12 protein-coding genes are annotated in these 13,651 nt (G+C 56.5%); 7 read left to right on the forward strand and 5 right to left on the reverse strand.

All coding sequences use genetic code 11. The features are described 5' to 3' along the window. Window positions 1–2 precede the first annotated feature (2 nt). Together CIK78_RS17170 and CIK78_RS17175 are read left to right on the forward strand one after the other, a co-directional pair. Complete coding sequence (locus tag CIK78_RS17170; protein WP_096282117.1) at window positions 3–965, forward strand: polysaccharide deacetylase family protein; 963 nt, start codon at window positions 3–5, stop codon at window positions 963–965. Continuing rightward, on the forward strand, window positions 965–2,386 hold the full coding sequence (locus CIK78_RS17175) for an FAD-dependent oxidoreductase (RefSeq protein ID WP_096282118.1): 1,422 nt from the start codon (window positions 965–967) through the stop codon (window positions 2,384–2,386). Before CIK78_RS17170 ends, CIK78_RS17175 begins: the two co-directional genes overlap by 1 nt. Here CIK78_RS17175 and CIK78_RS17180 read toward each other — a convergent pair. The 5 genes from CIK78_RS17180 to CIK78_RS17200 form a co-directional block, all read right to left on the reverse strand. Then, window positions 2,383–4,416, reverse strand: coding sequence for a RecQ family ATP-dependent DNA helicase (locus CIK78_RS17180; protein ID WP_096282119.1), 2,034 nt, complete (start codon window positions 4,414–4,416; stop codon window positions 2,383–2,385). The genes CIK78_RS17175 and CIK78_RS17180 overlap by 4 nt on opposite strands. A gap of 116 nt (window positions 4,417–4,532) precedes the next feature. Continuing rightward, the gene (locus tag CIK78_RS17185; protein ID WP_096282120.1) at window positions 4,533–5,441 is read right to left on the reverse strand and encodes an MBL fold metallo-hydrolase; all 909 of its coding nucleotides are present in this window, start codon (window positions 5,439–5,441) and stop codon (window positions 4,533–4,535) included. Between the two features lie 177 nt (window positions 5,442–5,618). After that, a complete protein-coding gene (locus CIK78_RS17190) occupies window positions 5,619–5,837 on the reverse strand; it encodes a DUF1653 domain-containing protein (protein ID WP_096282121.1) in 219 nt (72 codons plus the stop codon). Beyond that, the gene (gene tcdA / locus CIK78_RS17195) at window positions 5,834–6,673 is read right to left on the reverse strand and encodes a tRNA cyclic N6-threonylcarbamoyladenosine(37) synthase TcdA (protein ID WP_096282122.1); all 840 of its coding nucleotides are present in this window, start codon (window positions 6,671–6,673) and stop codon (window positions 5,834–5,836) included. Before tcdA ends, CIK78_RS17190 begins: the two co-directional genes overlap by 4 nt. Before the next feature lie 11 nt (window positions 6,674–6,684). Further along, a complete protein-coding gene (locus CIK78_RS17200; RefSeq protein ID WP_096282123.1) occupies window positions 6,685–7,458 on the reverse strand; it encodes a pseudouridine synthase in 774 nt (257 codons plus the stop codon). A gap of 406 nt (window positions 7,459–7,864) precedes the next feature. Between CIK78_RS17200 and sodC the strand changes: the two genes are divergently transcribed. From sodC to CIK78_RS17225, 5 genes are all read left to right on the forward strand, one after another. Continuing rightward, window positions 7,865–8,401 (forward strand): superoxide dismutase family protein, encoded by a 537-nt coding sequence (sodC, locus tag CIK78_RS17205; RefSeq protein ID WP_096282124.1) that lies wholly within the window; start codon window positions 7,865–7,867, stop codon window positions 8,399–8,401. 212 nt (window positions 8,402–8,613) lie between these two features. Then, window positions 8,614–10,083 carry a carbon starvation protein A gene (locus CIK78_RS17210; protein WP_096282125.1) on the forward strand — a complete coding sequence of 490 codons (1,470 nt, stop codon included), beginning with the start codon at window positions 8,614–8,616 and terminating at the stop codon, window positions 10,081–10,083. Between the two features lie 198 nt (window positions 10,084–10,281). Further along, entirely contained in the window at window positions 10,282–11,112 is an 831-nt protein-coding gene (locus CIK78_RS17215; RefSeq protein WP_096282126.1) for an ABC transporter ATP-binding protein, read from the forward strand. Next, window positions 11,113–12,006, forward strand: a complete 894-nt coding sequence (locus CIK78_RS17220; RefSeq protein ID WP_096282127.1) for an ABC transporter ATP-binding protein — start codon at window positions 11,113–11,115, stop codon at window positions 12,004–12,006. It abuts the gene before it with no gap. A 122-nt stretch (window positions 12,007–12,128) separates the two neighbouring features. Beyond that, entirely contained in the window at window positions 12,129–13,643 is a 1,515-nt protein-coding gene (locus CIK78_RS17225) for an ABC transporter substrate-binding protein (protein ID WP_096282128.1), read from the forward strand. The last annotated feature ends 8 nt before the right edge of the window (window positions 13,644–13,651 follow it).

Genomic DNA, 13,651 nt, shown 5'->3' on the forward strand with positions numbered 1-13,651 from the left:
CTATGGCGCTTAACAACGACTATCTCGACTACCCTCTGCGCCGCCACGGCTACGACCACGAGCACTATGCGTGGTCGATGCTGAGCGACCGCGCGCCGGTCACTTGGCCCGAGGGCAAAACCCTTGCGGTGTGGATCAACATTTCACTGCAGTTCTACCCGTTAAATCAGCGCGGCAAACCGTTCAAAGTCCCCAACGGCATGACCATGCCCTACCCGGACCTACGCCATTTTTCACTGCGCGATTACGGCAACCGCGTGGGGATCTATCGCGTTCTCAAGGCGCTGGCAGCGCACAACATCACACCGACTTTTGCGATGAATGCGCAGTTGGCCGAGCAGACGCCCTATTTAGTGCAGCGTCTAAAAGAGCACGGCGGTGAATTTATTGCCCACGGCTGGAACATGGATCATCTGCACTACGGCGGCTTACCGATTGAAGAAGAGGCCGAGCTGGTCAAGCGCTCGGTTGAGACGCTGCAGCGTGTGACCGGCCAACCTGTACGCGGCTGGCTGAGCCCTGCCAAGCACCAGAGCTTCAACACGCTCGACCTGCTGGCCGAAAACGGCATTGAGTACTGCGCCGACTGGGTCAACGACGATATGCCCTATGTTTGTCACCAACAGCCTGGCCATAACAGCGCGGGCAGCGTGACCATGATGCCGCTGGCCACCGAAATCGAAGACCAGTTTGTGATGAGCCAGAACCTGCACTCAGAAGATGCCTGGGTGACGCAGGTCAAAGATGCGTTTGACTTTCTGCTGGAAGAATCTCAGCAGCAGGGTGGGCGCTTATTTGCCCTCAATCTTCATCCTTGGCTTGTTGGCCAACCCCACCGCATTGCCTGTTTAGAAGAAGTGCTGGCCCATATCAGCGGGCATTCAGCGGTGTGGCAAGCACCGGCGGGCGACATTCTCGATGCGTTTAACGCCGCTCAATGCCACGCAAAGGGAGCAACCCGCTGATGGCGATCCTTCCTTACGCCCACGATACGTTTGACGCCCACCTGCCGCTGGTCATTATTGGCGCAGGCGCCTGCGGCCTAGTCGCAGCGCTGGCGGCGCAAGAGGCGGGCGTGGAGCTGATGGTATTGGAGCGCGACCCGCTCCCACGTGGCAGCACCGCGATGTCATCAGGCTTTATTCCCGCTGCTGATACGCACTTTCAGCACGCACTCGGGGTAAGTGACTCGCCCGACGTGATGGCGGAGGATATTCAGAAGAAGAATGGCTTCGAAGCAGACCCTGCCATTGTCGAGCTGCTCGCCCACCAATCCGGCCCCACCATCGAGTGGCTCGCCGACCAGCACCATATACCGTTCGAGCTGGTGGACGGTTTTCTCTACCCAGGCCATAGCCAGCTGCGCATGCACGCCACGCCACGGCGCACAGGCGAAGAGCTGATGGGCGCGCTGCTCAACGCCAGCGAGGCGGCGGGCATTGATATTGTTACCCAGGCACGCGTGGTCGATCTGCACGTTGATAGCACTCAACGGGTGCGCGGCATAACGTTAGAACGCCCGGACGGCAGTCGTGAAAGCATCGGCTGCGACGCGTTAATTTTGGCCTGCAATGGCTATGGTGGGAATGTGGAGCTCGTGGAGCGCTACCTCCCGACGCTCAAGAATGCACTTTACTACGGCCATGAAGGCAACCAGGGCGATGCACTGCTGTGGGGCCAGGCGATGAGCGCCAGCACCAAAGACCTAGGCGCTTGCCAAGGGCATGGATCGCTGGCAACGCCCCATCAGATTTTGATTAGCTGGGCACTCATGATGCAGGGTGGTATCCAGGTTAATATAAACGGAGAGCGCTTCTCCAATGAGCACGGCGGCTACTCCGAACAGGCCGCCAAGGTCTTGGCGCAGCCCGAGAAAATAGCCTGGAACCTGTTTGATGCGCGCATTGACGAATCTGCCCAGGCCTTCGAGGACTATCGCAACGCGCTTGAAAGCGGCGCGGTCAGACGCTTTGCAAGCCTGGAAGAGCTAGCAGAAGATCTCAAGCTGCCCCTCAATGCGCTCCAAGCGACGTTTGCTGACATGCACCAACTGGCGAAACAGCAAAGCTCTGATAGGTTTGGCCGCCGCTTTGAGCCTACCCACTTGCTCAAGCCACCCTACTACGCCATCCGCGTCACCGGGGCGCTGTTTCATACTCAAGGAGGGTTAGAAGTCAATTCCACCGCACGGGTGCTCAATACCCAAGGCCAAGCGCTTCCCAACCTATTCGCCGCCGGCGGTGCCGCTCGCGGTGTTTCAGGTTCAAACGACAGCGGCTACCTTTCCGGCAATGGGCTGCTTAGTGCGGTGGTGCTGGGTGCAGTGGCGGGTAAAAGTGCCGCTGAATTGCTGCGCTTAAAGCTAAGCTCGGCCGTCTTGCCCTAGAGGCCATGCCCTAGCCGCCCGCCCAGCCTCTGCTCTGCCCACTGACGCACATCAGGATAACCACGCTGCTCAAAGACCGCGAAGCCGTTAAGACTTCGTGCTTTGAGCGGTGTAAAAATCGGCATGGTTAGCCCGCACAAAAAATGCGCCAGCCGCTGTGCATTTGGCGGTTGGCCGAACTGTTCGGCGTGTCGCTCAATGAAGGGCACGGCGTAGCGTGTGAAGTCGTTATCCGACAGCGCCGGCTGCGGCGATGAGTCCGGTAGGCGCACAGGGTTGCCGTAGCACACCGAACAGTGCCCGCAGCGATCCTGCCCAGTAAAGGTGCTGTCTTCAAGAGAGCTATCGCCAAAGGTGCTATCTCCAAAATGCTGCGCCAGCCGCCGGGTTAAGCAGCTTTGCGATTCAAATAGCGCCAGCATTGAATGCAGCCGCTCAATCTCCGTGCGTTCTCGCGTTAGGCATTCGTCATACAGCTGGCGGGCCAATGCTTCAATCGCGATCTCTGGCTGGCAAATCTCATACACGTCGGTCATTCGCTTGCCTTCCAGCGACAGCCAACCTTTGTCCTGGAAGTACTCAAGGGCCGTAATGACCCGGGCGCGCGAGGCGTCAATCTGCTGCGCCTGCCCTGCGCTGTGCAGGCGTTCAAAATCGACCGTGCCCCATGTCCGCGCCACAGGAACATTGTCGATGATAAGCCGCACAAAAGCCGCGCGTTCGCCTTCAAAACGGCTAGCCAGAGCACCCGGCTCACTGTGGTAGCGAAGCCGATAGTCAGCTAAGAAGGCAAAGCGCGGCGCAATAATGCCGTGCATTTCTAGCCGCACCAGCAGCGTTTTCAGCGGTAATAAGCGGATATTGGCATCACGAGAAAGCGTATTAAGCAGCACTTCCCACTGACGGTCTGGCGAGCTTCCAGCCGCCACAATCTCTTCCAGCAAACGGTAGATACCGGCATATTCAGGGGTATCACCGTAAACGAAGTTTTCTAGTACCTGCAGGCCATCGCGCCCGGCCATGGTCAGGCAGGTGGAGGGCTGGCCGTCGCGGCCAGCCCGGCCAATTTCTTGGCTATAATTTTCAATCGATTTGGGTAAGTCAAAGTGCACCACGTTGCGAATATTGCCCTTATCGATCCCCATACCAAAAGCAATCGTGGCGACGATACAGGGCGATTCGCCGCCCATAAACTGGCGCTGAATCTCATCGCGACGCTGTGAATCCAGCCCCGCATGATAGGCCTGCGCCGCGATGCCCTGGGCCGCCAGCGCTTTCGCCACGCGCTCGGCAGTCTGTTGAAGAGTGACGTAAATGATCGTCGGCGCCTCGCTGCCCGGCTGCATCTGTGGCTTCAGCCAGCTAATCAACTGCTGCTCGCGGTCTTGCAGGGCGGGCGCTACCAGAAGCTCAAGATTAGGGCGATAAAAGCCGGTAGTAATGACGTTGTCTGGCGCGATGGCGAACTTATCGCGCATATCGGCAATCACCACAGGTGTTGCGGTAGCGGTCAGCAGCAGCACCTGGGGAATAGCAAAGTCGCGCTGATAATCCGGCAGCTTAAGGTAGTCCGGCCGAAAATTATGCCCCCACTCAGACAGGCAGTGGGCTTCATCAACCACTAACAGCGAGATCTGAACCTGGCGCAAAAAGTGCCGAAAGCGCTCATTTTTAAGCCGCTCTACCGAGATCATGAGGATTTTTAACTCACCGCATTTAGCGCGCTCCATTATATCGCGCGCAGTCTCGCGGTCTTGAGTGGAATCAATGCTGGCCGCTGCCACGCCGTGGCGCGTTAGAAACGCCAGCTGATCCTGCATGAGCGCCAGCAGCGGCGATACCACCAGGGTTAAGTGCGGCAAGTGCAGCGCCGGCAGCTGATAGCAAAGCGACTTGCCCGCACCGGTGGCGAAAATCGCCGCGGTAGAGTGCCCCTCCAGTACGCGTGACACCACCGCCTGCTGGCCGCCCCGAAAGTCGTCAAACCCAAATACGGCTTTCAGCGTTTGTTGCGGAGAAGTTGAAGTCATGCATCTTCCTAAAGTGGGGTGACGTCTTGGGGTAACACGCTACCGGGTTCAAGACGCTTTCACCAACGAAAGACACGACCCTAAAAATAATAAGTACCCATGCAGTTGCGCTGACGCTAGCCCCAATTCACGCCATCTAGGGCATCCAAGGGGATTTTAAGATAGCGCTTGCCGTTGGCCTCAGGCTCCGGCAAACGGCCACCCAGCGTATTCACCTGCAGCGCGTGAAGAATAAGCTTGGGCATTGGCAGTTCACTATCGCGCTTATGACGCAGAGCAATGTAGTCGTCGGCGCTTTTGCCCACTACGTGTGGGTTATGAGCGCGCTGCTCCGCGACACTGCTTTCCCATTCAGGGTCGCGCTCGCCCGGCATATAATCGTGGCCGGTGAAAAGGCGCGTTTTACTGGGCAGTGCAAGAATTTGCTGGATAGAGTCCCACAACGACTTTGCATCGCCGCCAGGAAAGTCAGCCCGCGCGGTACCGAAATCAGGCTGAAACAGGGTGTCGTGAACAAACGCAGTGTCGCCAATCACGTAAGTAATCGATGCCAGCGTATGGCCCGGAGAATGCAGTACTTGGGCGCTTAGCTCGCCAATGTGAAACGTGTCGCCTGCGGCAAACAGCGTGTCCCACTGGCGGCCATCGGTAGGCATTTCAGGCCAGTGATAGATGTCCTTCCACAACGCCTGCACGCTGGTAATGTGCTGACCAATGGCCGTCGGCGCGCCGGTTTTGTGTCTTAAATACTGCGCGGCAGAAAAGTGGTCGGCGTGAGGGTGAGTATCTAAAATCCATGTGACCGTGAGCTGCTGCTCTTCTATATAGGCTAATAACGCGTCAGCACAGAAAGTCGCTGTCGCGCCAGATTTCTCATCAAAATCCAACACCGGGTCAATAATCGCGCACTGCCGGGTGGCCGGATCGCTCACGATGTATTGAACGCTAAAAGTACGGGAATCAAAAAACCCCGCCACATCGGGTGTGCCTGCACCTGTGCTTTGAGAAAGTGCAAAGGTCTTCATGCTTGCCTCCTAAATGCGTGTACCACTGCGCGGTGAAACCTAGCGTCCGCGCAAAAATATTCGTTATAAACATATCTAATTATGGAATATAAGCAATAGCACGTATAAAAATGCCGCCTACCTGACGTCAGGTGGCGGCGACAAAATAGCGGACTTAGAGAATTGAACTCACGCAGACTAAAACGCTTTTTCCAGCGCGAAGCGTGGCTGCGTGCGGCCTTCTTTAGTGACGGTTTCAGTGAACATCTCAAGCGGGCGCACCCACAGGCCGTAGTCGCCGTAAAGGGCGCGGTAAACCACCTGCCACTCTTCGCTTTCGCTATGCTGGCCGGTGCCGATGACTTCGTAAAGGCTGCCTTTGTAATGGCGATAGATGCCGGGAACGGGAGCGGTCATGGTAATTCCTTATGGGCGGCATGGGCTTTTTTAGCGAGGCGTTCGAGCACTTTTGAGGCGGCGACAAAGCCAAAGGTGCCGGTCAAAAAGGTGGCGGCGCCAAAGCCTGACGCGCAATCTAATCGCGTCGCTTCACCACTGCCGGGCTTTTGCAGGCATACCTCACCGTCACCGCTGGGATACACCAATTGCTCGTCGGAGTAGACACACTCTACCGAGAAGCGCCGCTTGGGATTGCGGGAGAAACCGTAGTCACGGCGCAGTCGTGAACGCACTTTAGATAACAGCGGGTCGTGCTCGGTGCGGGTAAGGTCAGCGACCTGAATGCGCGTTGGGTCGGTTTGCCCGCCGGCGGCGCCGGTCACGGTAATCGGAATCTTGCGGCGCTTGCACCAGGCGATGAGCGCGGCCTTGGCGATCACGCTGTCGATGGCATCTACCACATGGTCGGCGTCATCCGGGATACGCTCGGCGAGATTGGTGGGCGTTACAAAAGCGCTGTCGGCAACGATCTCGATCTCAGGCGCAATCAGACGGCACCGGCTTGCCAGCACGTCTACCTTGGGTTGGCCAATGGTGCCATCCAGCGCGTGGAGTTGGCGGTTAACGTTGGAAACACACACATCGTCTAGGTCGATCAACGTAAGCTTGCCAATCCCGGAGCGCGCCAGCGCCTCAACGGCCCAGCTGCCCACCCCGCCGACACCCACCACCACCACGTGAGCATGACGAAACACGTCAACAGCGCGCTGGCCGTAAAGACGACGAATCCCGCCAAAGCGAGCGTCGTAATCGGCAGAGGCTGGCAGGTTGGTAGCTGAAATCGCGGAGAACATAGCGGGATCACTCATAGCGCTTGGAGGGCGGAAAGCGGTGTGTGAGGTGGCGTACGCACACTATCCAGCGGTAAGTGTCCGGCCCAGCCAAGATGATTAAACAGCGCGACCATGGTGTCGTCCACGGCGCAACTTAACTGTACGCGTTTATCCAACATCGGATGATCGAAGGCTAAATAAGTGGCGGCTAGCAGTAAACGTGGTGCGCCCAGCTGCTCGGCAAAAAAACGATTGTGGACACTTTTGCCATGTTTGGCATCGCCAATAATGGGATAGCCTCGCCGAGAAAGATGGCGGCGAATCTGATGGCGACGTCCGGTCAGCGGCCTCGCCTCCACCAGCGAGTAACGCGCCACCGAATAGCGGTCGACCTGAACAGGCAGTTCGACACTATCCAGGCGGCGAATATCAGTCATCGCGGGCATTGCGGGCATTTCCGCCTTAGGCCGCGTGCCGTCCTCTTCACGCAGTGGATAGTCTAAACGCTCGCTTTCAGGGGCATTGCCACGTACCACGGCGAGGTAGCGTTTCTCGACTTGGCGCTCGCTAAAGGCCTCGCTGAGCAGCCCCGCCACTGCTGATGAAAGCGCAAATACGATGACGCCTGAGGTAGGCCGATCCAACCGATGAACGGGATACACCCGCTTGCCAAGCTGGTCGCGCAACCGCTGAAGCAGGAACTCTGTTTCGCCACGCGCTAGCGCCGAGCGATGCACTAAAAGCCCCGATGGCTTATGCACCGCAACGAGATACTCATCCTGATAGAGGATAGTGAGTGGCGTCATAACGCTCCCCGGTAAAAGCTAGCGACAAAAACGGTCTAGAACGGTTATCTAAGAACTATTTACACAAACTATTTACACAAACTGTTTATAAAAACTGCTTATAAAAATAGGACGCCATTGTCGCGGCTTGGCAGCGAGATGTCATCCGCTCGATACGATAAACCTTTTAGCTATTTATCGTTATGTTATATGACTACATAAATGATCAATAAAGAGTCCCTGATGAGACGCTCTTCTGTGGCATGGCTGGCTAGCTGAGCACAGGCTGAGCCATCGCCTGGCAGACATCAGGTAACGGCCCTGAGTAGCGCTTTACATCGTTCGTTGGCATAGTGGTGGTGTGGCAGCTACCTTAAATGGGCAACGCTGTCACAGCGTTTCCATGGATTAGGAAGGAGAAATTACTATGCGCTATATAGCTTCGCTTACCGGCATTGCCGCCTCATTACTGCTCGCAAGTACAGCGGCGCAGGCTAACGAAACGCTTGACGTTGAGATGCATAAAGTCAGCGTTGACGGTGTTGAAGAGTCGATTGGCACCGTTTCACTCGAAAGCACCGAGCACGGTTTATTGCTAACCCCGTCACTCACGGATATGGAGCCCGGTGTTTACGGTTTCCACGTTCACCAGAACGCCAGCTGCGATCCTGCCGAGAATGACGACGGCGAAATGACCGCAGCGCAAGCCGCCGGCGGCCACTATGATCCGGAAGAAACGGATACTCACCTAGGCCCCTACGGCGAAGGCCATTTGGGTGATCTACCGGTGCTAACGGTCAATGAGGACGGCGAAGCCAACCTCCCCGTGCTGGCACCACGCCTGAGCATGGAAGATATGCCGGGCCGTAGCATAATGATCCACGCAGGCGGCGATACCTATAAGGATGAGCCCCACCTGGGTGGTGGCGGCGCTCGCATGGCCTGCGGTGTCGTTGAGTCTTAAGACAAGCGTTCACTTCGGCATCAAAAACGGGCAGCCACTGGCTGCCCGTTTTATTGACGGTTTATCGAAAATCACCAACTAAAGTCTAGCTGTGATCTACGGGCCTTATCTGTACATTCATCCCGGTTTAAACGCACCTGCTGGTGTGCCAGCGTGCTAGTAAGCGTCTTGCCGACTCCGGCTAATCCCTCTAACTGCTCTAGGTACCTTAGATGATCACCTTTATTGTATCGATCCTGCTGCTAATTGCAGGCTACTTTACCTACGGGAAGTTCGTTGAGCGCGTGTTCGTGACCGACCGCAAACGACGCACACCAGCCTTCACCATGCGCGATGACATCGACTACGTGCCGATGAATACCACGCGTAACTCACTCATTCAGCTATTAAACATTGCCGGCGTAGGGCCGATTTTTGGACCGATTCTTGGCGCGCTTTACGGCCCGGTTGCCTTTGTATGGATTGTGGTCGGCTGCATCTTTGCCGGTGCCGTGCACGATTATCTAACCGGCATGATCTCAATTCGTAACCACGGTGCTCATTTACCACAGCTAGCGGGCAAATTTCTCGGCAAAGCGATGAAGCACGTCGTTAATGCTTTTGCCATTTTGCTACTGCTGCTGGTCGGCACGGTCTTTGTCACCTCTCCCGCTGCGCTGCTGGCGAATATGACCTCACTGTCGATGACGCTGATTATCGTCGCCATCTTTATTTACTACTTAATCGCGACACTGCTGCCGATCGATAAAGTCATCGGCCGTATTTATCCTTACTTTGGTGCGCTACTGCTGTTCAGTGCGGCCGGTATCGGCATTGGCTTGATTGTCACCGGCGCGCCCATTCCTGAGCTATCTTTCGAGAACATGCATCCTGAAGCAGCTCCTATCTTCCCGCTGCTGTTTTTAACGATCTCCTGTGGTGCACTTTCCGGCTTTCATGCTACTCAAACACCGATCATTTCGCGCACCACGCAAAACGAAACGAATGGACGCAAAATTTTCTACGGCATGATGATCACTGAAGGCGTGATCGCGATGATTTGGGCCGCCGCCGCTATGAGCCTGTTCTACGGCGACCAAACGCTGTCCGACGTACTTGCCGCCGGTGGCCCTGCCGCTGTCGTTAGCGAAGTTTCTACCACCATGCTCGGCGCTGTAGGCGGTACGCTGGCCATACTCGGCGTTATCGTGCTGCCGATCACCTCTGGTGACACCGCTTTCCGCAGCGCGCGGATGATTATCGCCGACTACGTTAAAGTCGATCAAAAGCCGATGATTAAGCGCATTCTGGTGGCTCTACCGCTGTTTGTTGTCTCCTATGCACTAACGCATATGGACTTCACGCTGCTATGGCGCTACTTCTCCTGGGCGAACCAAACCACCGCGGTTATTGCCCTGTGGGTAGGCACCATGTACTTAGTGCTGTCGCGTAAGCCCCATTTGATCACGTCGATTCCAGCCACCTTTATGACCATGGCGACCTTCACCTACCTAGCCTACGCGCCGATTGGCTTTGGCCTGCCGCTAAATACCAGCTACTTTGTGGCGGCGTTAGGAACATTGCTCTGCATTGCGCTATTTATGAAACGTGTTCGTCGCTTAAGCCGCACCACGTTTGCGGTTGATGAGCCAGCAGAGAAATTTGGTACGGGTGACGAAGGTTTCGCTACCGCCACAAAATAACTGCCTATAGATAGACGGCAAACAGCCGACTAATAACGATTAAGCGCTGATTTTTCAGCGCTTTTTTTATGTCTTCTTACGGTCCATTTGGCACTGCCCTATAATTTTTTGTATTGAGACTAATATTGCCGCAGCAACAAGAAATGATATACCATAACAATCACTAATAGCTTAGCCGCTTTACTAGAGATGTTATCAATGTGCAGCGATCCTGTTTTATCCGTGCGTGACCTGCGCATTCAAATTGGCCGACACCCGGTGGTTGATGGCCTCTCGTTTGACGTATTACCTGGCGAGCGTGTTTGCCTGCTAGGCGCATCCGGGTCGGGTAAATCGTTCACTGCTAAAGCGGTGCTGGGTCTCTTACCTCCCAACGCCCAGGTGCAGGGCAGCATCCGCATTCAGGGCCGTGAGGTTATTCAAACGCCCGCCGCGCGGCGTCGAAAAGATACTCGGGTGTCGATGGTATTTCAGGACTCGCTCTCGGCGCTCAACCCCTTGGTCTCGGTAGGCTCTCAGTTACGTGAGCCGTTTTCGCGCCATCATGGCCTATCGCGCAAAGCTGCCGATCAAGCCGCCGTGGCCCTGCTGGGGGCCATGGGCTTGGATGACCCTCAGCGGTTGATCAAGCGCACCCCAGCTGAGCTTTCCGGCGGCCAGCGCCAGCGTGTCTGCATTGCGCTGGCGATGGCCTGTAAAACCTCGCTGATGGTCGCCGATGAGCCCACCACCGCGCTAGATGTGGTCACCCAGGCCCAGGTACTGCGGGCGTTACGTGAACATACGGACACCGCACATAGCGCGCTGCTATTTATTACCCACGACCTTCACGCTGCAGCGCAGCTTTGCAAGCGAGCCGTAATTATTGAGCGTGGTGTCATGATCGAAAGCGGCGCGCTGGACACTCTGATTACAGCTCCTCAGCATCGTTTCACTCAGCAACTGGTAGCCGCCGCCCACAGCGTATATCCGACCGAACTAACGAATGCGGCCGAGCTAATGCCCGTTGACTACTTAAAGAGTGCCTAGATGCAGCGCGCAACCCTTTTTAATGGCCGAGTCGTTTTAAATGACCTCGCGGTAGTGAGCGAAAAAACTGCTTTCCTCTCGGCACGTGGGCTCAATAAGAGCGTTTCACTGCCTCGCGAGGTGTTCTGGCGGGCAGGCGAGCGCAAGCAGGTAATGAGCGATATCGACCTGGCGCTGTATCCCGGCGAACGCGTGGGATTGGTGGGCCTATCCGGCTCGGGTAAAACCACGTTATTGCGCTCACTTTTAGCAATTGAAGCCCCCGATACCGGCTCGGTTACCTGTCAGCAGAAAGCTGTACGCCCCGCCTCTACGGCCAAGCTCAGGTGGTACCGTCAAGCGGTTCAATATATCCCTCAGGACCCGGCTTCCTCGCTTGACCCGCGGATGAGCGTTCGCGCCTTGGTCGCCGAGCCGCTGATTAGACTCAAGGTTGATTGCGATCCGGTTGAACGCGCTTGCGAAGCGTTAGAGCAGGTTGGTCTGGATGCGCATTTTCTGGATCGCAAGCCTCATGAGTTGTCTGGTGGTCAGGCTCAGCGAGTAGCGATTGCCCGCGCCATTGCTACTCGCCCGCGCTTTTTATTGGCCGATGAGCCGCTCAGCGGCCTCGACCTGCCGGTTCGCACCCAGGTTATCAACGTACTCAAACAGCTTTGCGATGAGAACGGCACTGGACTGTTGATGGTGTCGCATGACTTATCAGTCGTTGCCAAGCTGTGCCAGCGCACGCTGGTGATGGATGACGGCAGCATTGTTGAAGACCGCCCCACCGCTGAGCTATGGCGTAACCCTCACCATCCGGTCACGCGGGACTTGATTAATGCCGTCTCCCAACTGCCTACCTGTGCTTATCCAGACTGCAACGCCGCTGAGGTAGAAGCACTCTTATAAACGTGCGAGGTAAACCGCCAGACACTTTTTAACCCCATTCGCCCGGCACAGCGCTTAGGCATTGACCTAGCGCGTTTGGGCAATCGCTTGCCTGTTAGTCACTTTACTTAGGAGAGTTTTCAATGTTACGCCGCCCGCTTCGTCTTTCCCTACCCTTTGCCCTGGCTGCTCCTTTACTGCTTGCCGGTTGTTTTGAAGAACAGCGCGACACCATCTCATCGGATGTTGGCCCGCGTATTAATGTGGCCATGCTTCAGCCACCCCGCTCGGGGTTAACGCCGCTATCCGACGATGCGTTTAAGCTGTCGCGCTGGAGCAATGCAGAAACCCTCATTCGCCTGGATGCCAACAGCGACCCCCAGCCATTTCTGGCCACCGAGTGGCAACAACTTGACCCGAAAACCTGGCGGTTTCTCATTCGCGACGGCGTAGCGTTTCACGATGGCACAGCGCTAACAGCCAATGCCGTGGTGAATTCGCTCACCGCAGCCACTCAGGCAACCCCGAAGCCGCGCATTCTAGACGGGGTCACTATGACCATCGAAACCGATGGCGATAACGCGGTGATTGTGCACACAGAAGAAGACGATCCGCTGATTCCTAACCGGCTTTCCAGCCCACAGCTGGCGATTTTAGCCGCCAAAGCCTACGGGGATGATGGCCGGGTCAATCCTATCGAAGCAGGCACTGGCCCGTTCGTTTTGAAAGAGATCAACGGTACCACCAGCGCCAAGCTTGACCGCTTTGAGGGTTACTGGGGCGAGCCTGCGGCAGCGGCCGGTATTGATGCCGACTACGTACCCGATGGTACCGCGCGGGCAGCGTCATTAAGAACCGGCGTGGCGGATGTGGTTGAAGCTATCCCGGTATCGCAGGCCGCTCTTCTCGACCCTGAGCGTGTTCATGAAGTGCCTATGCCGCGTACCAATACGCTCTATCTCAACACTCAGTCTGGTCCGCTGGCTGACCCGGCTCTGCGCGCGGCGATACGTGAAGCGATTGATCGCCCGTCGATTGTAAACACCGTCTATGAAGGCCGTGCCGATATTGCCGAGGGCTTGCTAGGCCCGGCGCTTGCCTGGGCGAGCGGTATTCGCACGCCGATAGAGGATCTTACAGCGCCCACCGCGCCGAACGGTACCGAGATTACCCTAGCCACCTTTACCGACCGCGCAGAGCTTCCCGAAGTCGCCGTTCTGCTGGAACAGCAGCTAACCCGCGCCGGCTTTAACGTTCGCCAGGAAGTGCGTGAGTACGCGCATATCGAAGCAGACGCACTGGCGGGTGAATTCGATGCGTTTATTCTCTCTCGGGCGACGGTACTCGACTCCGGCGATCCGGTGGCCTACATGTTTAGCGACTTCGCCTGTGCGGGCTCTTTTAATATCGCCCAACTGTGCGACCCAGCCGTAGATGAGGCGCTAGCCACCGCTGCCGTTCTGCCCACTGGCGAAGCACGACGCCAAGCGATTATCGATGCAGAAACGGCCATTTTGCGTACCGATGCGGCGATTCCCATGCTGCATGAGCGCGTTATTCAGGGCGAATCGGCACGCGTTGCCAATGCCGAACGCGATCCGCGCGAGCGTATGCTGATCACCGAAAAAACCATGTTCAACAACGATAGCGAGTCCTAAGGGCACAT

It is taken from the genome of Halomonas sp. JB37, assembly GCF_002332255.1.
Lineage (GTDB): Bacteria > Pseudomonadota > Gammaproteobacteria > Pseudomonadales > Halomonadaceae > Vreelandella > Vreelandella casei.